Origin of the sequence: Ideonella flava, assembly GCF_051857595.1 — a bacterium.
In the GTDB taxonomy this organism is placed as follows: Bacteria; Pseudomonadota; Gammaproteobacteria; order Burkholderiales; family Burkholderiaceae_C; genus Ideonella.
In genome coordinates this window covers 505,115-527,637 of sequence record NZ_JBPZHD010000003.1, presented here as the reverse complement: position 1 = coordinate 527,637, position 22,523 = coordinate 505,115, and the positions used below count along the sequence as shown (strand labels likewise).

Below are 22,523 nucleotides of genomic sequence, written 5' to 3'. Positions count from 1 at the left end.
TCAGGCCGCGGCGTCTTCCTTCGCCGCGATGGCCGCGGCTTCGGCGGCGGCGCGGATCTCGCACAGGTAGGCGGTCTCGCAACCCGCGGCAGCCAGCCAGGGGTCGCGGTCCTCGCCGCCGAAGATCTCGATCAGGAAGTCCAGCATCGCTCGCGTGCGCGCGGGCACGTGCTGGCGCGTGGGCATGCCGACCCAGAGCGTGGTGCTGTGCAGCCACCAGGCCGGCAGCACGCGCTCGAGCGCATGCTCCATCAGCGCGTCGTCGACGACGAAGGACGGCAGGCCCGCGATGCCCAGGCCGGCCAGCGCGGCGGCGTAGTTGGTGTCCGTGTGCAGGGTGCTCAGCACGCCCCGCTTGGGAACGGTGTGAAAGGTCTCGCTGGCCTCGCCCTGCCGGCCACGGAAGAAGGTCACCCCGCGCTGCAGGTCCGACAGGGGCGGGATCAGCACGTCGTGATCGGCCAGCTCGCTCGGGTGCTGGGGCCGCCCCTTGCGCTCCAGGTACTCCGGCGCCGCGACGGTGACCACCTCCGAGCGAGCCAGGCGCCGGGCGACGAAGTTGCCGTCCAGCGGCTTGCGCAGGCCCATGATGGTGAGGTCGAAACTGTCGTCGACCGTCTCGACGGCGCCGTTGGCCACGATCTCCAGCGTCACCAGCGGATAGCGGGCGCGAAAGCGCGGCAGGTGCTTGGCCAGCTGGTGCACGGCCACGGCCGGCGGCACGAGGATGCGCACCGGCCCGCGGGGATCGGCCACCGAGGCCTGGGCCAGCAGCTCGGCCTCGTCGACGTCGGCCAGGATGCGGCGCACCCGCTCGAGGTAGCTCTCGCCCACCTCGGTCAGCGCGATGCGCCGGGTGGTGCGGTTCATCAACCGGGCGCCGAGGTGCTCCTCCAGCTCGGCCACCAGGCGGGTGATCACCGCAGGGGCCAGGTCCAACGCCCGTGCCGCGCCGGCGAAGCTGCCTTCGTCGACCACGCGGGCGAACACCCGCATCGCTCGCAAAGAATCCATGGGCCGATTATTGCGCCTTCACGGCAATTGCGGAGAGGTTCCGGGGGCTTTGTTTGCCAATCGCGAATTGCCGCTCAGGCCGCGCGGTGCAGTGCCGGCGAGGAAATCCGTTCACATGATCTTGCGAGGATGGGCGAGTGCCTCGTGCGCCACGTGCAGCCGCCGCACCAGCACCTTGATGAAGGCCGCATCGAAGCGATGGCGCGTGTCCGGGCTCAGCTGCGAGAGGCTGTCAGGGTTGAACGAGACGGTGGTGCAGGCCTCGGAGACGATGACGTCGGTGGCGTGCTTGCGCAGGTCCGGGCTGGGCGCGAGATAGGCCATCTCGCCCACGGAGGTCCCGGCGCCGAGGCGCGCGACGCGCTCGCCGTCGCGGTAGACCTCCACCTCACCCTGGGCGATGCAATAGAACTGCTTGCCCTCCTGGCCGCGCTTGAAGATCTTGTGGCCGAAGGGGAATCGCTGCCACTTGGCGCGATGCACCACTTCCCACAGCTCGACGTCGCCGAAGTCGGCGAAGAACTCGAGCGATCGCAGCAGGTTGAAGCGCTCGGAGTCCAGCACGCGCTGCAACTGGCCGCGGGGCACCTCGTGGTTCGTGATCAGCGCTGACAGCGACTGCGCGAAGTGGTCCCAGTCCTCCGGACGGTCTTCGGGATGCTTGGCCAGCGCGCTGCGGATGGTGGCATCGAGCCCAGGGCTGACGCCTTCGCGCAGGTTCGTCAGCGACTCCGGCTCGGCGTGGCAGATCATGTTCAGCAGCGCGCCGTGGCCTTCGGCCTCGAAGGGCGGGCGGCCGGCGATCAGGTGGTAGAGCACCGCGGCCAGCGAGTAGATGTCGGCGCGGCAATCGAGCGCGGAGCCTTCGAGCTGCTCGGGCGACATGTAGGCCAGTGAACCCACGCGGTGGATCTGCGTTCGGTCCGACCCCATGTTCAGCACGCTGCCGAAGTCGGTCAGCTTGATGTCCAGCACTTCGGGGCCGTCGGTCACCGCCAGGATGTTGGCCGGCTTGACGTCGCGGTGGATGAGGCCCTGGCGGTAGACGTAGCCCAGCGCCATGGCGCACTTGAAGCCGATTTCCACCACTTGCTCCAGCGGCAGCAGGCGGTCCTGCTGGCAGAAGGCCCGCAGCGTCGTGCCAGGCACGTACTCCATCACCAGGTAGGGCGAAACCGGGTCGTCGACCGCGTCGTGGATCTGCACGACGTTGGGGTGGTTCAGCCGGCCCACCAGCGCCGCCTCGGCGGCGAAGAAGTGCGGCGAGAAATGGGCATCCGCCTCGGAGCGGCCGGTGCTGGGTCGCACCCGCTTGATCGCCACCTCGAGGCCATGGAAATCGTCGTAGGCGAGGAAGACCTCGCTGGTCGCGCCTTCGCCCAGGCGCCCCAGCACCCGGTACTTGCCGATCATCGGCGGATCGTCGGGATCCAGCCGCGGCATGGCGACCGTCGCTTGCGCGCGCGAGCGCGACCGCGAGGACGAGGGCGCGGTCGCGCTGGCCGAGGGGCCTGACGACAGGGAGGACGGACGCGATGAGGACGAGGGCACGTTTCGCTCGGGATGACGTGGGCGGCAAGCCAGGCCGCACTGTGAATGATTTCATGCCGCTGCAAAAGAGCGAACAGCTGCGGGCGTACCCCGCAAATCGTCGCCGCCATGGGGCGCGCCCGGCAAGAGGCCGGCGAGGGTCGCCCCTTTAGAATCGCTGCCCATCATGATCCAAGCCAAGGCAGAGCTGCAGCTCGCGCTGGCGCGCGTCGTGGCGCTGCTGGCGCCCGAGCACGCCTACACCCCCCTCTTCGAGTCGCCCAAGCAGGCCGCCCATGGCGACCTGGCGATCACCGCGGCGATGCAGCTGGCCAAGCCGCTGAAGAGCAACCCCCGCGCGCTGGCCGAAAGACTCGTCGCCGCGCTGAACGAGCAACCCGAGGTGAAGCGCTGGGTCTCGGCGCTCGAGATCGCGGGCCCGGGCTTCATCAACCTGCGGCTCTCGGCGGCGGCCAAGCAGGCCGTCGTGGCCGAGGTGCGCACGGCCGGCGAGGCCTTCGGCCGCCAGCCGGCCAACGGCCAGAAGCTGATGGTCGAATTCGTCTCGGCCAACCCCACGGGGCCCCTGCACGTGGGCCACGCCCGCCAGGGGGCCCTGGGCGACTCGATCTGCCACCTGTTCGAGACCCAGGGCTGGGCGGTCACGCGCGAGTTCTACTACAACGACGCCGGCGTGCAGATCGCCACGCTAGCCACCTCGACCCAGTGCCGAATCAAGGGCCTGAAGCCCGGCGACCCGGGCTGGCCCGAAAGCGCCTACAACGGCGAGTACATCGCTGACATCGCGGCCGACTTCCTGGCCGGGAAGACCGTCAAGGCCGACGACCGCGAGTTCACCGCCTCGGGCGACCCCGAAGACCTGGACGGCATCCGCCAGTTCGCCGTGGCCTACCTGCGCCACGAGCAGGACCTGGACCTGCAGGCCTTCGGCGTCAGCTTCGACAACTACTTCCTCGAGTCGAGCCTTTACACCACGGGGCGCGTCGAGGACACCGTCAGGCGCCTGGTCGCCGCCGGCAAGACCTTCGAGGAAGGCGGCGCGCTGTGGCTGCGCACCACCGACTACGGGGATGACAAGGACCGCGTGATGCGCAAGTCCGACGGCACGTTCACCTACTTCGTGCCCGATGTCGCCTATCACCTGAACAAGTGGGAACGGGGCTTCACCAAGGTCATCAACTGCCAGGGCACCGACCACCACGGCACCATCGCCCGGGTGCGCGCCGGCGTGCAGGCGGCGGGCACGGGCGTGCCGCCGGGCTATCCCGACTACGTGCTCAACACCATGGTGCGCGTGGTGCGCGACGGCGCCGAGGTCAAGATCAGCAAGCGGGCGGGCAGCTACGTGACGCTGCGCGACCTGATCGACTGGACGAGCCGCGACGCGGTGCGCTTCTTCCTCATCAGCCGCAAGGCCGACACCGAGTTCACCTTCGACGTGGACCTGGCGGTCAAGCAGAACGACGAGAACCCGGTCTTCTACGTGCAGTACGCGCATGCGCGGATCTGCTCGGTGCTGGCCCAGGCGGCGGCCCAGGGCCATGACGTCGCGGCCATCGATGCGGCCGACCATTCGCTGCTGACGGCCCCGACCGAGGCGGCGTTGATGCTGAAGCTGGCGGACTATCCCGAGATGCTGGCCAACGCCGCGCGTGACCTGGCGCCGCACGACGTGGCCTTCTACCTGCGCGATCTGGCCGGGGCGTTCCACAGCTACTATGGCGCCGAGCGTTTCCTGGTCGACGACGCGGGCCTCGCCCGGGCCCGCCTGGCGCTGCTGGACGCCACGCGTCAAGTACTGCGCAACGCGCTCGCCCTGCTGGGCGTGAGCGCGCCGGACGCGATGTCGAGAGAACAACCTGCTGCGGAGACGGCATGAGCTTGAAAAAGGGCGCCCCTATGCGTGCGCAACGCGTGGGTCTGGAAAAGCAACGCGGCGGTTTCGCGGTCGGCCTCATCGTGGGCCTGCTGATCGGCCTGGCACTCGCGCTGGGGGTGGCGCTGTACATCGCCAAGGTGCCTTCGCCCTTCCACGACAAGACGCAGCACCGCACGCCCGAGCAGGAGGCCGCCGAGGCCGAGAAGATGCGGAGCTGGGATCCGAACGGTGGGCTGGGGGGCAAGCCCGTTGTGCCGCGACCCGCGCCGGCGTCTGGCATGGTGTCGACGCCTCCGCCGCAAACCTCGCCGCAAACCTCGCCGCAGACCGTGCCACAGAGCGTGCCGCCGGCCCCTGCTACGCCACAGGTCGCCACGCCTGCGCCGGCCACCACGCCGAAGTCCAACCGCGACGCTGCGGCCATCCTGTCCGGCGAGCAGGTGCCCGGCCCCGCGCACCGAGCGTCTGCCTCCGCCCGCGCCGCCGGTGCCGATCCGTTCGTCTACTTCGTCCAGGTGGGGGCGTTCTCGAGCCAGGACGATGCCGAGCAGCAGCGCGCCAAGCTCGCGCTGCAGGGTTTCGGCGCGAAGATCTCCGAACGCGAGCAAGGCGGCCGGACCATCCATCGCGTCCGCATGGGACCGTACGAGAGCCAGGGCGAGGCCGTCGCCCAGCAGGAGCGGCTCAAGGCCGGCGGCGTCGATGCCGCCCTCGTGCGGCAGGAGCGGAACTGAAGGTCTCGTCGTCACCTCCACGCCCTATCCCTTTTCTGCAAGGACCCACGTGAAGCCCAACCCCTCGGCCGCGAAGATGAACCGGCGTGATTTCCACTCCATGGGCCTGGCCGCTGCCGCGGCGGGCGCTGGCCTGGCGCTGGCCGCGCCGCGTGCGCACGCGCAGCCGACGCCGGTCGAAGGCACGCACTACGTCAAGCTGGCCCAGCCCATCGCCATGCCCTCTACGGGCAAGGTCGAGGTGGTCGAGTTCTTCTGGTACGGCTGCCCGCACTGCTTCGCGCTGGAGCCCTTCGTCGAGCAGTGGTCGGCCAAGCTGCCGCCGGACGTGAACTTCCGCCGCGTGCCCGCCGCCTTCACGCCGCAGTACGAGTTCCACCAGAAGGTGTTCTACGCGCTCGAGGCCATGGGCCAATTGCCCAACGTGCACCGCAAGCTGTTCAACGCCATCCACCAGGAGCACAAGCGGATGGCCACCGAAGCCGAGGTGACGGCCTTCGTCACCACCCTCGGCGTCGACGGGGCCAAGTTCGGCGAGACGCTGAAGTCCTTCACCGTGATCGGCAAGGCGAAGCAGGCCCGGCAACTGGCCGATGCCTACGGCGTGGACGGTGTGCCGACGGTCGGCGTGCAAGGCCGCTACCGCACCTCGGCCTCCCTGGCTGGCGGTGCTGAGCGGACCTTCACGGTGGTCGACTACCTGGTCGCCCTGGCCCGCAAGACACAGTGAAGCCGCGGGCCGGGCGCGCTTGACGCTGCCCCGGCAGCGCTGAGCGGTCAAGCATTTCACCCGCGAACAGGTCTGGATCGGCGGCGACGCCAGTCGCAGCCGCTAGAATGGCCTGCAAGTTTCATGCCGTCAGCCATGCGCACCACCGTCCCCTCCTGCATCGCGCCTTTCGCCCTGGCGCTGGTCGCCGCCGCCGCCACCCTGGCGGCCGGTGCCGCCCAGGCCGAAAAGGCCGACCGGACCAAGCCGATGGTCGTCGAGAGCGACGGCAAGCAATCCGCCACGGTGGACCTCAAGACCAAGACCACCGTCATCACCGGCAATGTGGTGATCGCCCAGGGCACGCTGCTCATCAAGGCCGACCGTGTCGAGGTGCGCGAGGACGTCCCCGGCCGGTACCTGGCCAATGCGCGCGGCAATCCGGACAAGCCGGCCACCTTCCGGCAAAAGCGCGACCGCGTCGACGAGGTGGTCGAGGCGGAAGCCTCGCGTGTCGAGTACGACGGCGCCAACGAGAAGGTCCGCTTCATCGGCGATGCCAAGCTGCGGGTCGTGCGGCCGATCGGCCCGCCGGACGAGGCCAACGCCGCCGTCATCACCTACGACCAGCGCAGCGACACCATCGTGTTCGAAGGCGCCTCGCCGTCCGCCTCCGGCGCCGCCAATGGCCGAGCGCGTCTGGTGTTCATCCCGCGCCAGGCCGAAGCCGCCTCGGAGCCGCAGAAATGAACGCGCCGACGCCGAGCGCGGCCATGCGGGCCGCGCCGCCTTCCGCCCCCACGAGCCGGCTCGACGCGACCGGCCTGCGCAAGAGCTACGGTGCCCGCACGGTGGTCAAGGAAGTGCACCTGGCCGTCGGCGGCGGTGAGGTCGTCGGCCTGCTGGGCCCGAACGGAGCGGGCAAGACCACGACCTTCTACATGGTGGTCGGCCTGGTGCGCTGCGACGCGGGCAGCATCCACATCGACGGCGTTGCGGTCGAGCACAAGCCCATCCACCAGCGTGCCCGGCTCGGCCTGAGCTACCTGCCGCAGGAGGCCTCGATCTTCCGCAAGCTGACCGTCGAGGAGAACATCCGCGCGGTGCTGGAGCTGCAGATCGACGAGCGCGGCCGGCCGCTGGCGGGCCAGGAGATCGATCGCCTGCTCGAGGCGCTGCTGCACGACCTGAGCCTCACCGGCCTGCGCGATTCGCCTGCGCCGGCCTTGTCGGGCGGCGAGCGGCGCCGGGTGGAGATCGCGCGAGCGCTGGCCACCCAGCCGCGCTTCATCCTGCTGGACGAGCCCTTCGCCGGCGTGGACCCGATCGCGGTGATCGAGATCCAGCGGATCATCGGCTTCCTCAAATCGCGCGGCATCGGTGTGCTGATCACCGACCACAACGTGCGCGAGACGCTGGGCATCTGCGACCGCGCCTACATCATCAGCGAGGGCAGCGTGCTGGCCGAGGGCACGCCCGACCACATCATCGAGAACCCGGACGTGCGCCGGGTGTACCTCGGCGAGCACTTCAAGATGTGATGTCTGCGCCACGGTTCACCTTCGGCACCTCGGCCTTCCCGGCCGGCCGCCTGGCTGCCTGCAAGCGGCCCGGCACGGCCGTGCGCATGCCGCAGCGATTGATCGCCCGATGAAGCCCACCCTGCAGGTCCGCCTCTCGCAGCACCTGGCGTTGACGCCACAGCTGCAGCAGTCGATCCGGCTGCTGCAGCTGTCCACGCTGGAGCTGCACCAGGAAGTCGAGCAGATGCTCGAGCAGAACCCCTTCCTGGAGCCGGATGAAGAGATCAACGGCTACGACGCCGGCCACGACAAGCCGGCCGCGACGGCCGCCACGCGGGATGAGCAGGATGCCCCGGGCAGCAGCGTCGGCGAAACCGGCGACGAATCGGCGGGCGTGGACACGGCGGAGTTCGGCACCACCGAGCGCGACGACTGGGAGAACGGCACCGAGCGCGACGACTTCGACGGCATCCAGGAGCTGCCCTCCAGTGGCTCGGCAGGCACTGGCAGCGGCGACGAGGACGGCACCGATGCCCACGACCGCAACAGCCACGCACCGACCCTGCAGGATCACCTGCGGGCTCAGCTCGCGGGCATGCGCCTGGCGCCCGCCGACGCCGCCGCGGTGCAGGTGCTGATCGAGTCGCTGAACGACGACGGCTACCTCGACGGCACGCTCGAAGAGCTCGCCGAGCGGCTGGCGGATTCGCTGGGGATGATCGACCCCGAGTCGCGCGAGGAGCTGTTGGACCAACTGCGCTGCGGCCTCAAGTGGCTGCAAAGCATGGAGCCGGTCGGGGTGGGTGCCACCAGCCTCGGAGACTGCCTCGCGCTGCAGTTGCGAGAAGGGCCCGCGTGTGCGGCGCGCGAATGCGCGCTCGCCATCTGCGCCGGGCACCTGGACCTGCTGGCGCGGCGCGACATCAAGAAGCTGGCCACGGCCACCGGCGCCGATGAAGCGACGGTCAAGGCGGCACAGGCGCTGATCGTGGTCTGCGAGCCCAAGCCCGGCCGCCCCTTCGCCCGCGCCGAGAACCTGATCGTCGTGCCCGACGTGATCGTGCTGAAGTCGGGCCGCGGCTGGAAGGCCACGCTGAACCCGGACGTGATGCCCAAGTTGCGCGTGTCCGACCTTTACGCCCAGGCAGTGCGCGGCCAGCGCGGCGGCAACGCCAACGGCGGCGGCCTGTCCGCGCGGCTGCAGGAGGCGCGCTGGTTCATCCGCAACATCCAGCAGCGCTTCGACACCATCCTGCGCGTCAGCCAGGCGATCGTCGAGCGGCAGAAGAACTTCTTCACCCACGGCGAGATCGCGATGAAGCCGCTGGTGCTGCGCGAGATCGCCGACGAGCTCGGCCTGCACGAATCGACCATCTCGCGCGTGACCACGGCCAAGTACATGTCCACGCCCTTCGGCACCTTCGAGCTGAAGTACTTCTTCGGCTCTTCGCTGTCGACCGATGCCGGCGGCAATGCCTCGTCGACCGCGGTGCGCGCGCTGATCAAGCAGTTCGTCGCGGCCGAGAACCACGCCAAGCCGCTGTCGGACAGCCAGATCGCCGACATGCTCGAAGAGCAGGGCATCCAGGTCGCCCGGCGCACGGTGGCGAAGTACCGCGAGGCGCTCAAGATCGCCCCGGCCAACCTGCGGAAAGCGCTGTAAGTCCATGGTCGAAGGGCATGCGCCCGCGGCTCCCCGCCGCGTCGTCGTCAAGGCCGCCGAGCGCGCTGCACCTGCGCTCGAGCGCGGCACCTTGTTCCTGCCCTGCGCCGGCGGCGCCGAGGCGCTGCTGGCCGAGGAATGCCAGCGCGTCCTGGGCGGGCGCTGCCCGGTCGAAGCGGGGCGGGGCGGTGTCTACGTCGAAGGTGACATCGAAGCGGCCATGGCGCTCAACCTGCAGAGCCGGCTGGCGCAGCGCGTGCTGTGGCAGCTGATCGACGGGCCCTACGCCAACGAGCAGGATCTGTACGCCCTGGCCCGCCGGGTGCGCTGGGCGGACTGGATCACGCCGAAGCAGACGCTGCGAGTCGATGCCTCGGCCTGGCGCTCGCCGCTGAAGAGCATCAACTTCGCGGCCCTGCGCATCAAGGACGCGGTGTGCGACGTGATGCGCGAAGCCAGCGGCGAGCGGCCGAGCGTGGACACGCGGCATCCCGATCTTTCGCTGGTGCTGCACCTCGGCCCAGACCACGCAAGCCTGTCGGTGGACCTGTCGGGCGAGGCCTTGTTCAAGCGCGGCTGGCGTGACGCGCAAGGCCAGAAGGGCGAGGCCCCGCTGAAGGAGACGCTGGCGGCTGCCATGCTGGCTGCCGCCGGATGGCGGGGCCGGCCGGAAGATGGTGGCCTGCTCGACCCCTGCTGCGGCGCCGGCACCATCGCCATCGAGGCGGCGCAGATCGCTTGCGGCCTGGCCCCCGGCCTGGCGCGCCGGTTCGCGTTCGAGAAGCTGCTGCCTTTTCGCCCGCACCTGGGCGCCTGGGCCGCGATGCGCCAGCGGGCGCAGCAGGCCGTCCACGCTCCGGCCGTGCCCATCTGGGCGGGCGATGTCTCCTTTCGCATGACGGACTTCGCCACGCGCAACGCGGAGCGTGCTGGCGTCAGGCACGCCATCGAGTTCAAGACGGCCGACGTGCTGCAGCGCCCGGCTCCCGGCGAGCGCGGCCTCATCGTGATGAACCCGCCCTACGGCGAGCGCATCGCGCCGAAAGGACAAGGACAAGCGCAAGGTCCCGGTCCGGGCCAGCGCGGCGCCGGTGGCGAGAAGTTCGAAGGCGCCACTGACGCCGCCGACTTCTACGCGCGGCTCGCCGCGCATTGGAAGAAGAGCTTCGCCGGCTGGACGGCCCACGTGCTCACGCCCGAGGCCAAGCTCCCGGCCCTGATGCGGCTGAAGGAAAGCCGCCGGGTGCCGATGTGGAACGGCGCCATCGAGTGCCGCCTGTTCCGCTTCGACATCGTCTCCGGAAGTAATCGTTAGCCCCCACGCCCCCTGCCGGGGGCTGCCCCCCATGGGGGCTCGCGCAGCGGACCGGCAGAGCCGGAAATGTGGGCCCCCACGCCCCCTGCCGGGGGCTGCCCCCCAAGGGGGCTCGCGCAGCGGACCGGCAGAGCCGGATCATGTTGGCCCCCACGCCCCCTGCCGGGGGCTGCCCCCCAAGGGGGCTCGCGCAGCGGACCGGCAGAGCCGGATCCGCGCACGCCCATGAAGGCGGCGGCTCCTTCGGAGCGCCGGCTAATACTGATACAGCTTCAGGGTGAAGGCTGCGCCGATGGCGCCGCCGCCGCCGATCGGGCCGCCGGCCCACCACACGTCGACGCGGTAGGCACCCGGCGGGATCTGGCCTGGCAGGGTGCCGATGCCTTGGTAGAAGTTCGCGGCGAACTCGTCGACGTCGTACTCGGCGGTCAGCGCCAACGCGGGCGCCGGCACGCCGTAGGGCGTCTCGTAGTGGCCGGCCATGTGCATGGGGGCGCCGCCGCCGGCCGGCGTCAGCGTGACCTGGAACAGCGTCATGTTCGACACGCCGCCGTACAGCTTGCTGCCGACCAGCGCGCTGAAGTGTGCATTCAGGCAGCCGGCCGTCAGGTTGACCTTGTTCGACAGCACCGGAACCTTGTCGAAGCGGCCACCTTCGCCACCGCCACCGGCCATCGAGAAATTCCAGGCGGTGAACTTGACGCTCTCGTCGGTGATGTCGCTGACCTGCTTGACCTTGCCTCGGCAAGGTGGGTGGAGGGCCGCGGGCTTGAAGCCGTTGGAGGTGTCGAAGAAGGTGTCCGACTGCGCGTAGGCAGCTGGAGCGCAGAAGAGCGCGACGAGCAGGGCCAGCGGGGCCAGTGCGTGCGTGCAGCGGGAATGTGTCGTGGCGTTCACGGGGTGCTCCTTCAGTCGCTGTGAGGGGCCCGGGGCGCAGGCCTCGGAACCATCGGGCCGATGGGCCTGACGATGGAAAGAACGGCACGGCCGGCACGAAACCGGACACGCGCCCGCGGTCAGGTTCAGGCCGCCCCGGTTCGCCTCTTTCGCGCGAGCCAGGCCAGCATCGCGGCCAGCAGTGCCAGAGGCACCAGGGCGCCCGCGTTCATGGCCTGCCAGCCCCCGGTGGTGACGAGGGCGCCCGAGCTGAAGGAGGTCAGCGTCATGGTGCCGAGCACCCAGCGGTCCATCAACGCCTGCGCGGTGACGCGGTGCGCCGGCGGGTAGCTCTCGGTGTAGAGCGTCGTGCCGCCGACGTAGAGGAAATTCCAGCCCACGCCCAGCATCGCCAGGGCCGCGGTGAAGTGCATCAGGTCCACGCCGTGCAACGCCAGGGCGATGCATGCCGCGTTCAACGCCACGCCCGCCGCCAGCACCGGCTGCACCCCCACGCGCCGGATCAGCGAGCCGGTGAAGAAGCTCGGCAGGTACATGCCCACGACATGCCACTCCAGCACCCAGGCCACCGCGCCGAAGGGATGGGCGCAGCCGGCCATGGCGATGGGCGTGGCCGCCATCAGAAGGTTCATCACGCCGTAGCCGAGCGCCGAGGCGGCGATGGCGACGATGAAGGCCGGCTGGCGGTGCGTTCCGGCCGGCAGGTGCCCGTTCGCCCCCGCGGGGGCCGGCGGCAATGCCGGGAAGGGGATGCGGCCCAGGCACAGCCACGCCACGGCGGCAACGGCCACCAGCGAGAGGTAGGCGCCGGCGAAGGGTGCTGCGAGCAGGTCGCGGGTCGCCTGGGCCAGGGGCGGCCCTGCAACGCCTCCGAGCAGGCCGCCGGCGAGCACCCAGGAGATGGCTCGCTCACGCCCTGCCGGCCCGGTGAGCTCGGCGGCCGCGAAGCGATACAGCGCCGCGTTGGCGTTGTAGTAGCCGGCCAGGACGGTGGCTGCCAGCAGGAGCCAGAAGCTGCCCAGCCGGACCGCCACCGCGCACAGGGCGGCGGCGGCCATCGCGACCACCAGGCCGAGACGAAACGCGCGCCGGCGCCCCCAGCGCTGCTGATGCCGCGCAACCAGTCCCGTGCTGAGCGAGCCGCCCAGCACATAGGCCGTGAGCGGCAAGGTGGCCATCCAGCCGCGCGGGGCGAGCATCAGCCCCACCAGGCCGTTGATGGCCATGAAGGTCACGTTGTTGACGAGGAACAGGCCTTGGCAGACGGTCAGCCAGACGAGAGCCCGGTTGAAGCGGCCGGTGCGTGCAGACGCGAGCGCGCTCACGTCTTCGCCCGGGTTCATCGCGGACCCGTCGCGAAGGCCACGAGCAGCGCCAGGGCTGCCAGCGGCGCGGTGTCCGCGCGCAAGACCCTCGGGCCCAGGCTGACGGGCGCGAATCCGGCGCGGCGGGCGGCGGTCTCTTCCTGGCCATCGAGCCCGCCCTCGGGGCCGGACAGCAGGAGCCAGGGCTCGGCACCGTTCGCCGTCGCGTACCCGGCCAGGGGTGACGCGTCCTCGCCGAGGCTGAGCACGCCACGCCGCCCATGGGCGGTCATGCCCAGGCCTTCGAGCCATCCGGCCAGGTGGCGCACCGGCTCGATCCGCGGCACGCGCGTTCGGCCGCTCTGCTGCGCGGCGGCTATGGCCACCGACTGCCAGTGCGACAGCCGGCGTTCGGCCCTTTCGCCGGTGAGCCTGAGCACCGAACGGGCGCAGTGCAGCGGCTGGATGGCCGCCACGCCGAGCTCGGTGGCCTTCTCGACCAGCGCATCCATGCGCTCATTGGCCGGCATGCCGACCGCGAGCGTGACCGGACGGGCGGCCTCACGCGACACGGGGTCATGCTCCCCCAGCTGCACGGCCACCTGCTGGCGGCCGCCCATGCGAAGCACCTGCGCCGCCCACTCGCCGCCCTGGCCGTTGAACAGCGTGAGCGCATCGCCCGGCTGCAGGCGCAGGACCTGGACGTGGCGCGCGGCCTCCTCGGGCAGATCGATCTCCTGGCCGGTGCTCAGCGCTGCGTCCAGATACAAGCGGGGTGATGGCATGCGGCGAGTGTGCCGCACACAATGCACGCCAGGAGGACGCCGCGATGACCGACGAAGCCAAGGCCCTGGCCACCGACTGCCTGCAGGCCGCCGACGCCTGCCACGACGAGGATCCGCCGCGTGGCGCCAGCCTGCTGCGCCGCATTGATCCGACAGCCCTGGATGCGAGCCAGCGCCCGCTGTACGCCTTCTTGCTCAACCACGTGCTCAGCGAGAAGCTCGGCCAGCACCTCGAGGCCTGGCAGGGCCAACAGGCGGTGCTCGAGTCGGCGGGCCCGCAGGCACCCTTGCCCTTGCTGCGCCATGCGGCCGCCGCGGCCCGGCTGGCCGGGGACGCCGCGGGCGAGGATCGCCTGACGGCCAGGCTGGCCACGGCGGCCGGCACCGGGCCGGGCCAGGCCTGCGATCTCGTCGGCCTGGCGGCCACCAGTTTCCGTGTGCCGGCGCTCGCCGGTGATGCGGCCGGCGAAGCCGCCATGGCGGCGCTGGCCCCGCTGCGCGGCGTGGCGTGGCAAAGGGCCAGCGGGCTGGATGCCGCCGCCGGCAGCCTGACGAACAACATCGCCAGCGACCTGGCCGAGCGAGCGCCCCATGAGTTGCACAGCACGCCCTTGCGGCTGGCGATGGTCGAGGCGGCCACCCTGGCCCAGGGCTTCTGGCACCGAGCCGGACAGTGGGTGCAGCACGAGCGGGCGCATTACCTGCGTGCGCTGGTCGCCAATGCGCTGGGCGATTCGGCCGAGGCGGAGTTGCAGGCGCGTGCGGGCCTGGTGCTGCTGGAAAGCTTCGACCATGACCAGCAGGAGCGGGTCGATCAGGCCTTCCTGCGGCTGGAGCTGGCGCATGCGCTCGCGCGCCAGGGCCAGGCGGCCGATGCGCAGGTGGAGCGCGCCCAGGCCGACGCGCTGGTCGAGGCGCTGGACGATCCTTCGATCAGCGCCTGGTATGGCCGCCGCGTGGCACGCCAGGCCGCGCTGGACGCGGCCGCATGACGCGCCGATGGCCGGGCGTCAGGCCTTGACGGCCGCGCCTATGGCGTAGGTGAGCTCGCCGACCGCTGCCATGCCGTGCTCGGTCCGCAGCTGCTCGGCGAACTTCAGTGCCAGCACGCGGAGGTCGTCCGGGCCGCTGCACTTCTCGACTTCGAGCGCAAAGCGGTAGCCCTTCACCAGTCCGAGCTTGGCCTTGCTGATCGAGTTGAGGGCGTCGTACAGGGCGGTGTAGCCGGCGGCGCGAATCACCTGTTGCGTTCGTTGCCAGTCGGCATCGTTGGCGGCGGGAGCGGGCGCCGGCGCGGGTGAAGCGGCCGCCTTGGCGGCGCCTTCGCGCAGGTCACCCGGCCTGGCTGGCGCCGAGGCCGTCGCCGCACCGGCCTGGGTGATCAGTCCCAGCTCGCGCAGAAGCGCCACGTCGCTGGCGGTGACGCCGTTCACTCCCGTCAGCCACTCGTCGATGGTGCGTGAGTCGTTGATGACGATCAGGAGGTTGCGCACCGGCCGGCTGAGCTGGTGCGCGCGTACCTGCATTTCAGCCTGGCCAGCAGGCGTTCTGACATACCGAGACGACATGGTCGTGCCCTTTCAGCCCGATCGGGCCCCAACGCCCCGATCGGCGACCGCTTCGTCGGCGGCCACCGGGGGCTTCACTTCTTGTCGCGCAGTTCCCGGCGCAACACCTTACCGACCGGTGTCTTCGGCAGTTCCGTCCGGAATTCAATGACCTTTGGACGTTTGTAACCAGTGAGGTTGGCTTCGCACCAGCCCCGGACGTCGGTATCCGTGATAGCGAGGTCTTTTTTCACGATCACCACCTTGACCGCCTCGCCGGCCTTGTCGTCCGGCACGCCCACGGCCGCGCATTCCAGCACCCCCGGCATCTGGGTGATGACATCTTCCACCTCGTTGGGATAAACATTGAAACCCGAAACGAGAATCATGTCCTTTTTGCGGTCGACGATGCGGAAGTAGCCGCGGTCATCGACCACGCCGACGTCGCCGGTGCGGAAGAAGCCGTCCGCCGTCATCACCTTGGCGGTCTCGTCGGGCCGCTGCCAGTAGCCGGCCATCACCTGCGGGCCGCGGATCGCGATCTCGCCCGCCTGGCCGGCAGGCACCTCGTGGCCATCATCGTCCAGCAGGGTCAGCTCGGTGTTGCTGACCGGCAGGCCGATGGTGCCGGTGTAGGCCGTGTTGTCCACCGGGTTGCAGGCCGCCACCGGCGAAGTCTCGGACAGCCCGTAGCCCTCGCAGATCGGGCAGCCGGTCTTCTCGAGCCACAGCCTGGCGGTGGCCTGCTGCACGGCCATGCCGCCGCCGACGGAGATGACGAGGTGGCTCCAGTCCACGGTGTCGAAATCCGGGTGGTTGGCCAACGCGTTGAACAGCGTGTTGACGGCGGGCAGGCTGTGGAAGCGTTCGCGCGCCAGGTCCTTCAGCACGGCCGGCAGGTCACGCGGGTTGGCAATCAGGATGTTGCAGCCGCCGATGCGCAGGCCCAGCATCATGTTCGTGTTGAAGCCGAAGATGTGGTACAGCGGCAGGGCGCAGATGGTGACCACCTGCTCGCCGGCGGGCACCTTCTTCAGCGCCGGCTGGTACCAGGCTTCGGACTGCAGCACGTTGGCCACCAGGTTGCGATGCAGCAGCACCGCGCCCTTGCTGACGCCGGTGGTGCCGCCGGTGTACTGCAGCACCGCGATGTCGTCCGGGCCGACGCGGGGCGCTGTGAAGGCCTTGCCACGGCCGCGCGAGACGGCATCGTTGAACCGCACCGCCTGCGGCAGCGAGTACGGCGGCACCATCTTCTTCACCTTGCGCACGACGTGATTCACGATCGCGCCCTTGAAGAAGCCCATCAGGTCGCCCATGGCCGCCATGACGACATGCTTTGTCGGCACGGCCTCGATCACCTGCTGCAGCGTCGAGGCGAAGTTCTCCAGGATCACGATGGCCTTCGCCCCCGAGTCCTTCAGCTGGTGCTCGAGCTCGCGTGGCGTGTAGAGCGGATTGACGTTGACCACCACCAGGCCGGCCCGCAGGATGCCGGCCACCGCCACCGGGTACTGCGGAACATTGGGCAGCATGATGGCCACGCGGTCCCCGCGCGCGAGGCCCAGGCTCTGCAGATAGGCCGCAAAGGCGCGTGACAGGTCGTCCACCAGCTCGAAGCTGAACGACTTGCCCATGAAGCGGTAGGCCGGCAACTGGGCGTGCTTGCGGAAGCTTTCTTCCAGCAGCGCGACCAGCGAGGGATAGACATCCGTCTTCACCTCGGCCGGCACGCCTGCGGGGTACTGCTTCAGCCAGATCTTTTCCATTCTTCTGCACTTTCGAAAATCGCTGCCCGCGATTGTCCTTATCGCGCGCGACCGCCCCATCAGGGGATTCGATAGCGATGGCTGGGGGTTCACCCCTAGGAATGAGGGCCCCCACGCCCCCTGCCGGGGGCTGCCCCCCGAGGGGGCTCGCGCAGCGGACCGGCAGAGCCGGATCCGCGCACGCCCTCGGGCTCGCCTGCCGGCGAGCCCGAGGGAGGCTCGCGCAGCGGACCGGAGGGATGCCCGCAGCCTCCCGCCGCCGGCCCTCCCCCTCGCCCTCTCCCTCGGGGGGCAGGCCCCGGAGGGGCCGTGGGGGCCCTACTCAATCGCCTTGACCATCTCCTCGACGACCTTCTTGGCGTCGCCGAAGACCATCATGGTCTTGTCCAGGTAGAACAGCTCGTTGTCCAGGCCGGCGTAGCCCGCGGCCATGGAGCGCTTGTTCACGATCACCGTCTTGGCCTTGTAGGCCTCGAGGATGGGCATGCCGTAGATGGGCGAGCCCTTCTGCAGCGCGGCCGGATTCACCACGTCGTTCGCGCCGAGGATGATGGCGACGTCGGCCTGGCCGAACTCGCCGTTGATGTCCTCCATCTCGAACACCTGGTCGTAGGGCACCTCGGCCTCGGCCAGCAGAACGTTCATGTGGCCCGGCATGCGGCCGGCCACCGGGTGGATCGCGTACTTCACCGTCACGCCCTTGTGCGTGAGCTTCTCGGCGAGCTCCTTCACCGCATGCTGCGCGCGGGCCACCGCCAGGCCGTAGCCGGGCACGATGACCACCGTCTCGGCGTTGCCGAGGATGAAGGCGGCATCATCGGCGCTGCCGCTCTTGACGCTGCGCGCCTCGCCCCCTGCCGCCGCGGCAGCGGCGTCTCCACCGAACCCGCCGAGGATCACGTTGAAGAACGAGCGGTTCATCGCCTTGCACATGATGTAGCTCAGGATGGCGCCCGAGGAGCCCACCAGCGAGCCGGCGATGATCAGCATCGAGTTGTTCAGCGAGAAGCCGATGCCCGCCGCCGCCCAGCCCGAATAGCTGTTGAGCATGGACACCACCACCGGCATGTCCGCGCCGCCGATCGGGATGATCAGCAGCACGCCCAGGGCAAAGCCCAGTGCGGTGATCAGGGCGAAATCCAGCCCGCTTTGCGAGCTCCAGAAGCCGAAGCAGAAGAACGCGGCCGCCAGGCCCAGCGCGGCGTTGAGCTTGTGCTGCCCGGGGAAGACCACCGGCTTGCCCTGGAACAGGCGGAACTTGTAGGTGCCCGAGAGCTTGCCGAACGCGATCACCGAACCCGAGAAGGTGATGGCGCCGATGAACACGCCCAGCGCCAGCTCTATGCGGTTGCCGCCCGGGATCTGGCCCGGTTCGCCGTCGTGCGGGACGATGCCGAAGGCCTGCGGCTCGGCGACGGCCGCGATGGCGATGAACACCGCGGCCAGGCCGATCATGCTGTGGAAGAAGGCCACCAGCTCCGGCATCTTGGTCATCTCGACCGTCTTGGCGCGCCAGGCGCCGTAGCCGCCGCCGACCACCAGGCCGAGCAGCACCCACGCCATGCCCATTCCGAGGCCGCCGCCCTGGCGCACGATGAGCGCCGCGGTGGTCAGCACGGCGATGGCCATGCCGACCATGCCGAAGAGATTGCCGCGGATGGAAGTGGTGGGGTGGCTCAGGCCCTTCAGGGCCTGGATGAAGCAGACGCTGGCCACCAGGTACAGCAGCGTCACGACGTTCATGCTCATGCTGTCATCCCTCCTTCTTGGCGGCAGGCGCCTTCTTCTTGAACATCTCCAGCATGCGCCTCGTGACGAGGAAGCCGCCGAAGATGTTCACCGATGCGAGCGCGACCGCCAGCACGCCCATGGTCTTGCCGAGCGTGGTGGTGGTCAGCGCCGCGGCGAGCATCGCGCCGACGATGACGATGGCCGAGATCGCGTTGGTCACCGCCATCAGCGGCGTGTGCAGCGCGGGGGTGACCGTCCACACGACGTGGTAACCCACGTAGATGGCCAGCACGAAGATGATCAGGTTGACCACAGTAGGGGAAACAACGTCCATAGTGCTACTCCGACGCGATGTTCGTGAATCGCATGAGGTGCGAGAGGGCCCATCCAAGGCCTTGCACGGATCCGGCTCTGCCGGTCCGTCGCAAGAGCCCCCTCGGGGGGCAGCGACCGGAAGGGAGCGTGGGGGCTGACATCACGCTCTCTTCACTTCGTTGTCCTTGGTCATCAGGCAGGCGGCGACGATGTCGTCGTCCATCGGCACGTGGAACGTGCCTTCCTTGGTGATGACGAGCTTGAGGAAGTCCAGCACGTTGCGCGCGTACAGCGCGCTCGCGTCGGCCGCCACGAGCGCGGGCAGGTTGGTTTCGCCGACGATCACGACGCCATGCTTGACGACGGTGCGGCCGGCCTCGGTCAGCGGGCAGTTGCCGTCGATGCCGTTCGGCCCCTTGCCGGCTGCGATGTCGATGATCACCGAGCCGGGCTTCATGGCCTTGACCATCTCCTCGGTGACGAGCACCGGCGCCGCGCGGCCCGGGATCAGCGCCGTGGAGATGACCACGTCCGCCATGGCCACCCGCTTGGCCACTTCGACCTTCTGCCGCTCCAGCCAGGACGGCGGCATCGGCTTCGCGTAGCCGCCCACGCCCTCGGCGGCTTCCTTCTCTTCGGCGGTCTCGTAGGGCACGTCGATGAACTTGCCGCCGAGCGACTCGATCTGCTCCTTCACCGAGGGCCGCACGTCCGAGGCCTCGATCACCGCGCCCAGCCGCTTGGCGGTCGCGATCGCCTGCAGGCCCGCGACACCCACGCCGAGGATCACCACCCGCGCGGCCTTCACCGTGCCGGCCGCCGTCATCAGCATGGGGAAGAACTTCTGGTACCGGTCGGCGGCCATGATCACCGCCTTGTAGCCGGCGATGTTGGCTTGCGAGCTGAGCACGTCCATGCTCTGGGCCCGCGTCGTGCGCGGCGCGGCCTCGAGCGCGAAGCTGGTGACGCCGGCGCTGGCCACCTGCGCGAGGCCGGCCTTGTCGAAGGGGTTGAGCATGCCCACCAGCGCGGCGCCCGGCCTCATCAGCGCGAGCTCGTCGACCGAGGGGCGCTGGACCTTGAGCACCAGCTCGGCGCCGAAGGCCGCCGAGCGGTCGACGATCTGCGCCCCCGCGGCCTCGTACGCTGCATCGGTGACGCTGGCGGCGACGCCGGCGCCCGACTGGACCTTGACGGTGTGGCCCTGCGCCACGTACTTCTTCGCCGTCTCGGGGGTCACGGCAACGCGGGTTTCCCCAGCGGCCGATTCGAGCGGAACGCCAATCTGCATGGAACTCTCCTCGCTGGCCCCGTGAGGGCCGGGGAGCCACCCGTCATGGCAGGCGGCCCGATTCTCCGGCGGCGAGCTTACCAGTGGCTGGCGGAATCACCCCGGGAAGACGATCTAAGATCGTCGCATGGGAGACACAACACGCTGGAAGCCGAGCGTCACGGTCGCCGCGGTCATCGAGCAGTCGGGCCACTACCTGCTGGTCGAGGAGATGACCGCCGAAGGGCTGAAGCTCAACAACCCGGCCGGCCACCTGGACCCCGGCGAGTCCTTGCTCGAAGCCGTCGTGCGCGAGGTGCTGGAAGAGACGGCAAGGCCCTTCACGCCCCAGGCCCTGGTGGGCAGCTACCTCGCCCGCTTCAGGCATGTGCGCAGCGGCGAGGACATCACCTACCTGCGCTTCGCTATCTGCGGCACCGTCGGCGACGCCATCGCCGGTCGCAAGCTGGACGCGCCTGTCCAGCGCACGTTGTGGATGACGGCCGAAGAGCTGCGCGCCTGCCCCGAGCGCCACCGCAGCCGCCTCGTGATGCGCTGCATAGACGACCACCGCGCCGGCCAGCGCGCGCCGCTCGCCCTGCTGCACGCCGATGCCAGCCTGTACACGGAGCGCGACGCAGGGTAAAGCCGCCGGGGGACAATTCGCCCCATGGTGACGACGAAGAAGCAGCGCGTGGTGGTCGGCCTGTCGGGCGGGGTGGATTCGGCCGTCAGCGCCTGGCTGCTGAAAGCAATGGGCCACGAGGTCGTCGGCATCTTCATGAAGAACTGGGAGGACGACGACGATGACGAGCACTGCTCGTCGCGCCAGGACTTCCTCGATGCAGCCTCGGTGGCCGACGTGATCGGCATCGAGATCGAGCACGTCAACTTCGCCGCCGAGTACAAGGACCGGGTCTTCGCCGAGTTCCTGCGCGAGTACCAGGCCGGCCGCACGCCCAACCCGGACGTGCTCTGCAACGCCGAGATCAAGTTCAAGGCCTTTCTAGACCACGCGATGCGCCTGGGGGCCGAGAAGATCGCGACGGGTCACTACGCGCGCGTTCGCGAGCGCGACGGCGGCTTCCAGCTGCTCAAGGGCCTGGATCCATTGAAGGACCAGAGCTACTTCCTCCATCGGCTGAACCAGGACCAGCTCGGCAAGACGATCTTTCCGGTGGGTGAGCTGCCCAAGACCGAGGTGCGCCGGCTGGCGGCAGAGATCAAGCTGCCGAACGCGAAGAAGAAGGATTCCACCGGCATCTGCTTCATCGGTGAGCGGCCGTTCCGCGACTTCCTCAACCGCTACCTGAGCCACGCGCCGGGGCCGATCAAGGACGACCGTGGCCGCACCCTGGGCCAGCACGTGGGCCTGAGCTTCTACACCCTGGGCCAGCGGCAGGGCCTGGGCATCGGGGGCGTGAAGGACAAGAAGGCCGCGCGCGGCGGCGGCGAACATGCACCGTGGTATGTCGCCCGCAAGGATCTGGACACCAACACGCTCGTGGTGGTGCAGGGGCACGAGCATCCGTGGCTGCAATACCGTTCGCTGGTGGCCGATGATGTCGCCTGGGTCGGCGGCGTGGCACCGCCGGCCGGTCCGCTGGCCGCCAAGACACGCTACCGGCAGGCTGACGCGCCTTGTTCGCTGGCCGCACCGGACGAACAAGGCTTTGCCCTTGAATTCCCGCCCGAAGCGCTGCAGTGGGCCGTCACGCCCGGGCAGTCGGCGGTGCTCTACGACGGCGAGGTGTGCCTCGGCGGGGGGGTGATCGCCTCGGCCGAGCTGGGGGCCACGGCTGGAACGACCCACCGGGCGCCTGCCGAGGTCGCCGCCCGCTGAGGCTTCACAGCCCTGCGAATGCCAGCAACTGCGCGCCTTCGACGGCGCCCGAGTGCTGACCCACCTCGCCCGTCTTGCCGTTGCGGTAGACGATCAGCGGCACGCTGTCGGCATTGAACTTGTTGAACAGTTCGGTGTTGGCCTTCACCTTGGCCACCGCCGCCTCGTCGAGCGGCGACGCCGGCGTGATGCCCTTGCCCTGGCTGGCCACGCTGGTCTCGTTCTCCGTCATGGCCGCGACCGGGTCGCGCGCCGCGAGGATGGTGGCCGCCATCGGCTGAGACTGCGGGCGCAGGAAGCCGATCGGGATCCAGACGAGTTTCAGCTGCTTGGTCACCGACTGCGCATTGGCCCACAGGTGAGCGCAATGCGGGCAGGTGGGGTCGAAGAACACGTAGACCGTGTGGGCCGACATCATCGGCCCGATGGAAAAGCCGCTGGCGCTCGCGGCCAGGGTGTAGATGTTCTGGCCGGCGGCCGACGCCGTGGCGCTCGCCGGTGCTGCCACTTCGGTGGTGGGCGCGGTGGCCGAGGCAGCTGCTGGGGTCATCGTGGCGACCGGCGTTTCCGCCTGGCGGCCACAGCCAGCCAGTGGGCCCAGAACGGCCAGCGATGCCAGGGCGGTCAGGTTGAAGCGGCGTCGTTGCATGAGGGTTCCCGGTGGTGGTGTTTTG

22 protein-coding genes are annotated in these 22,523 nt (G+C 69.6%); 11 read left to right on the top strand and 11 right to left on the bottom strand.

The window, feature by feature from the left end; genetic code table 11:
* Together ACS5PM_RS09095 and ACS5PM_RS09090 are read right to left on the bottom strand one after the other, a co-directional pair.
* On the bottom strand, positions 1-1,014 hold the full coding sequence (locus tag ACS5PM_RS09095; RefSeq protein ID WP_439387281.1) for a LysR family transcriptional regulator: 1,014 nt from the start codon (positions 1,012-1,014) through the stop codon (positions 1-3).
* A 111-nt stretch (positions 1,015-1,125) separates the two neighbouring features.
* Positions 1,126-2,457: a protein kinase domain-containing protein gene (locus ACS5PM_RS09090; RefSeq protein ID WP_439387280.1), complete on the bottom strand. Its 1,332-nt coding sequence runs from the start codon at positions 2,455-2,457 to the stop codon at positions 1,126-1,128.
* Between ACS5PM_RS09090 and ACS5PM_RS09085 the strand changes: the two genes are divergently transcribed.
* The 8 genes from ACS5PM_RS09085 to ACS5PM_RS09050 all read left to right on the top strand — a co-directional run bounded on the left by ACS5PM_RS09085 (position 2,456) and on the right by ACS5PM_RS09050 (position 10,388).
* Positions 2,456-2,581, top strand: a complete 126-nt coding sequence (locus tag ACS5PM_RS09085) for a hypothetical protein (protein ID WP_439387279.1) — start codon at positions 2,456-2,458, stop codon at positions 2,579-2,581. The genes ACS5PM_RS09090 and ACS5PM_RS09085 overlap by 2 nt on opposite strands.
* A 150-nt stretch (positions 2,582-2,731) precedes the next feature.
* Entirely contained in the window at positions 2,732-4,444 is a 1,713-nt protein-coding gene (argS, locus tag ACS5PM_RS09080; RefSeq protein ID WP_439387278.1) for an arginine--tRNA ligase, read from the top strand.
* Complete coding sequence (locus ACS5PM_RS09075; RefSeq protein WP_439387277.1) at positions 4,441-5,178, top strand: SPOR domain-containing protein; 738 nt, start codon at positions 4,441-4,443, stop codon at positions 5,176-5,178. The genes argS and ACS5PM_RS09075 overlap by 4 nt, the downstream gene beginning before the upstream one ends.
* 49 nt (positions 5,179-5,227) lie before the next feature.
* Positions 5,228-5,908 (top strand): thiol:disulfide interchange protein DsbA/DsbL, encoded by a 681-nt coding sequence (locus tag ACS5PM_RS09070; protein WP_439387276.1) that lies wholly within the window; start codon positions 5,228-5,230, stop codon positions 5,906-5,908.
* A gap of 135 nt (positions 5,909-6,043) precedes the next feature.
* Entirely contained in the window at positions 6,044-6,637 is a 594-nt protein-coding gene (gene lptA, locus ACS5PM_RS09065; protein ID WP_439387275.1) for a lipopolysaccharide transport periplasmic protein LptA, read from the top strand.
* Positions 6,634-7,428: an LPS export ABC transporter ATP-binding protein gene (gene lptB / locus ACS5PM_RS09060; protein ID WP_439387274.1), complete on the top strand. Its 795-nt coding sequence runs from the start codon at positions 6,634-6,636 to the stop codon at positions 7,426-7,428. Before lptA ends, lptB begins: the two co-directional genes overlap by 4 nt.
* 109 nt (positions 7,429-7,537) lie before the next feature.
* Positions 7,538-9,073 (top strand): RNA polymerase factor sigma-54, encoded by a 1,536-nt coding sequence (locus ACS5PM_RS09055; RefSeq protein WP_439387273.1) that lies wholly within the window; start codon positions 7,538-7,540, stop codon positions 9,071-9,073.
* A 4-nt stretch (positions 9,074-9,077) separates the two neighbouring features.
* Positions 9,078-10,388: a THUMP domain-containing class I SAM-dependent RNA methyltransferase gene (locus tag ACS5PM_RS09050; RefSeq protein ID WP_439387272.1), complete on the top strand. Its 1,311-nt coding sequence runs from the start codon at positions 9,078-9,080 to the stop codon at positions 10,386-10,388.
* 255 nt (positions 10,389-10,643) lie between these two features.
* Here ACS5PM_RS09050 and ACS5PM_RS09045 read toward each other — a convergent pair whose 3' ends face one another.
* From ACS5PM_RS09045 to ACS5PM_RS09035, 3 genes are all read right to left on the bottom strand, one after another.
* Positions 10,644-11,285 carry a hypothetical protein gene (locus ACS5PM_RS09045; protein WP_439387271.1) on the bottom strand — a complete coding sequence of 214 codons (642 nt, stop codon included), beginning with the start codon at positions 11,283-11,285 and terminating at the stop codon, positions 10,644-10,646.
* Between the two features lie 125 nt (positions 11,286-11,410).
* Positions 11,411-12,628: an MFS transporter gene (locus tag ACS5PM_RS09040; RefSeq protein ID WP_439387270.1), complete on the bottom strand. Its 1,218-nt coding sequence runs from the start codon at positions 12,626-12,628 to the stop codon at positions 11,411-11,413.
* Positions 12,625-13,374, bottom strand: coding sequence for a 16S rRNA (uracil(1498)-N(3))-methyltransferase (locus tag ACS5PM_RS09035; protein ID WP_439387269.1), 750 nt, complete (start codon positions 13,372-13,374; stop codon positions 12,625-12,627). Before ACS5PM_RS09035 ends, ACS5PM_RS09040 begins: the two co-directional genes overlap by 4 nt.
* A gap of 44 nt (positions 13,375-13,418) precedes the next feature.
* Between ACS5PM_RS09035 and ACS5PM_RS09030 the strand changes: the two genes are divergently transcribed.
* The gene (locus ACS5PM_RS09030; protein WP_439387268.1) at positions 13,419-14,366 is read left to right on the top strand and encodes a hypothetical protein; all 948 of its coding nucleotides are present in this window, start codon (positions 13,419-13,421) and stop codon (positions 14,364-14,366) included.
* Positions 14,367-14,384: 18 nt separating this feature from the next.
* Here the strand turns inward: ACS5PM_RS09030 and ACS5PM_RS09025 are convergent, their stop codons facing one another.
* The 5 genes from ACS5PM_RS09025 to ACS5PM_RS09005 all read right to left on the bottom strand — a co-directional run bounded on the left by ACS5PM_RS09025 (position 14,385) and on the right by ACS5PM_RS09005 (position 20,027).
* Positions 14,385-14,900, bottom strand: coding sequence for a hypothetical protein (locus ACS5PM_RS09025; protein WP_439387267.1), 516 nt, complete (start codon positions 14,898-14,900; stop codon positions 14,385-14,387).
* A 116-nt stretch (positions 14,901-15,016) separates the two neighbouring features.
* Positions 15,017-16,690: a long-chain-fatty-acid--CoA ligase gene (locus tag ACS5PM_RS09020; protein ID WP_439387266.1), complete on the bottom strand. Its 1,674-nt coding sequence runs from the start codon at positions 16,688-16,690 to the stop codon at positions 15,017-15,019.
* 318 nt (positions 16,691-17,008) lie between these two features.
* Positions 17,009-18,439, bottom strand: a complete 1,431-nt coding sequence (locus ACS5PM_RS09015) for an NAD(P)(+) transhydrogenase (Re/Si-specific) subunit beta (protein WP_439387265.1) — start codon at positions 18,437-18,439, stop codon at positions 17,009-17,011.
* Between the two features lie 4 nt (positions 18,440-18,443).
* Entirely contained in the window at positions 18,444-18,755 is a 312-nt protein-coding gene (locus ACS5PM_RS09010; RefSeq protein ID WP_439387264.1) for a proton-translocating transhydrogenase family protein, read from the bottom strand.
* Between the two features lie 141 nt (positions 18,756-18,896).
* Complete coding sequence (locus ACS5PM_RS09005) at positions 18,897-20,027, bottom strand: Re/Si-specific NAD(P)(+) transhydrogenase subunit alpha (RefSeq protein WP_439387263.1); 1,131 nt, start codon at positions 20,025-20,027, stop codon at positions 18,897-18,899.
* A gap of 127 nt (positions 20,028-20,154) precedes the next feature.
* On the opposite strand from ACS5PM_RS09005, the gene ACS5PM_RS09000 reads away from it, so the two are divergent.
* Entirely contained in the window at positions 20,155-20,652 is a 498-nt protein-coding gene (locus ACS5PM_RS09000) for an NUDIX hydrolase (RefSeq protein WP_439387262.1), read from the top strand.
* 24 nt (positions 20,653-20,676) lie between these two features.
* Entirely contained in the window at positions 20,677-21,849 is a 1,173-nt protein-coding gene (gene mnmA / locus ACS5PM_RS08995; protein ID WP_439387261.1) for a tRNA 2-thiouridine(34) synthase MnmA, read from the top strand.
* Between the two features lie 4 nt (positions 21,850-21,853).
* Here mnmA and ACS5PM_RS08990 read toward each other — a convergent pair whose 3' ends face one another.
* Positions 21,854-22,498, bottom strand: coding sequence for a thioredoxin fold domain-containing protein (locus tag ACS5PM_RS08990; RefSeq protein ID WP_439387260.1), 645 nt, complete (start codon positions 22,496-22,498; stop codon positions 21,854-21,856).
* Positions 22,499-22,523 lie beyond the last annotated feature (25 nt).

What these genes read in the sequence shown, in the direction of transcription:
- ACS5PM_RS09095 (WP_439387281.1), bottom strand. Translation starts at nt 1,014, where the DNA reads ATGGATTCTTTGCGAGCGATGCGGGTGTTCGCCCGCGTGGTCGACGAA.
- ACS5PM_RS09085 (WP_439387279.1), top strand. Translation starts at nt 2,456, where the DNA reads ATGGCGACCGTCGCTTGCGCGCGCGAGCGCGACCGCGAGGACGAGGGC.
- ACS5PM_RS09090 (WP_439387280.1), bottom strand. Translation starts at nt 2,457, where the DNA reads ATGCCGCGGCTGGATCCCGACGATCCGCCGATGATCGGCAAGTACCGG.
- argS (WP_439387278.1), top strand. Translation starts at nt 2,732, where the DNA reads ATGATCCAAGCCAAGGCAGAGCTGCAGCTCGCGCTGGCGCGCGTCGTG.
- ACS5PM_RS09075 (WP_439387277.1), top strand. Translation starts at nt 4,441, where the DNA reads ATGAGCTTGAAAAAGGGCGCCCCTATGCGTGCGCAACGCGTGGGTCTG.
- lptA (WP_439387275.1), top strand. Translation starts at nt 6,044, where the DNA reads ATGCGCACCACCGTCCCCTCCTGCATCGCGCCTTTCGCCCTGGCGCTG.
- lptB (WP_439387274.1), top strand. Translation starts at nt 6,634, where the DNA reads ATGAACGCGCCGACGCCGAGCGCGGCCATGCGGGCCGCGCCGCCTTCC.
- ACS5PM_RS09055 (WP_439387273.1), top strand. Translation starts at nt 7,538, where the DNA reads ATGAAGCCCACCCTGCAGGTCCGCCTCTCGCAGCACCTGGCGTTGACG.
- ACS5PM_RS09050 (WP_439387272.1), top strand. Translation starts at nt 9,078, where the DNA reads ATGGTCGAAGGGCATGCGCCCGCGGCTCCCCGCCGCGTCGTCGTCAAG.
- ACS5PM_RS09040 (WP_439387270.1), bottom strand. Translation starts at nt 12,628, where the DNA reads ATGAACCCGGGCGAAGACGTGAGCGCGCTCGCGTCTGCACGCACCGGC.
- ACS5PM_RS09035 (WP_439387269.1), bottom strand. Translation starts at nt 13,374, where the DNA reads ATGCCATCACCCCGCTTGTATCTGGACGCAGCGCTGAGCACCGGCCAG.
- ACS5PM_RS09030 (WP_439387268.1), top strand. Translation starts at nt 13,419, where the DNA reads ATGACCGACGAAGCCAAGGCCCTGGCCACCGACTGCCTGCAGGCCGCC.
- ACS5PM_RS09025 (WP_439387267.1), bottom strand. Translation starts at nt 14,900, where the DNA reads ATGCAGGTACGCGCGCACCAGCTCAGCCGGCCGGTGCGCAACCTCCTG.
- ACS5PM_RS09020 (WP_439387266.1), bottom strand. Translation starts at nt 16,690, where the DNA reads ATGGAAAAGATCTGGCTGAAGCAGTACCCCGCAGGCGTGCCGGCCGAG.
- ACS5PM_RS09015 (WP_439387265.1), bottom strand. Translation starts at nt 18,439, where the DNA reads ATGAGCATGAACGTCGTGACGCTGCTGTACCTGGTGGCCAGCGTCTGC.
- ACS5PM_RS09010 (WP_439387264.1), bottom strand. Translation starts at nt 18,755, where the DNA reads ATGGACGTTGTTTCCCCTACTGTGGTCAACCTGATCATCTTCGTGCTG.
- ACS5PM_RS09005 (WP_439387263.1), bottom strand. Translation starts at nt 20,027, where the DNA reads ATGCAGATTGGCGTTCCGCTCGAATCGGCCGCTGGGGAAACCCGCGTT.
- ACS5PM_RS09000 (WP_439387262.1), top strand. Translation starts at nt 20,155, where the DNA reads ATGGGAGACACAACACGCTGGAAGCCGAGCGTCACGGTCGCCGCGGTC.
- mnmA (WP_439387261.1), top strand. Translation starts at nt 20,677, where the DNA reads ATGGTGACGACGAAGAAGCAGCGCGTGGTGGTCGGCCTGTCGGGCGGG.
- ACS5PM_RS08990 (WP_439387260.1), bottom strand. Translation starts at nt 22,498, where the DNA reads ATGCAACGACGCCGCTTCAACCTGACCGCCCTGGCATCGCTGGCCGTT.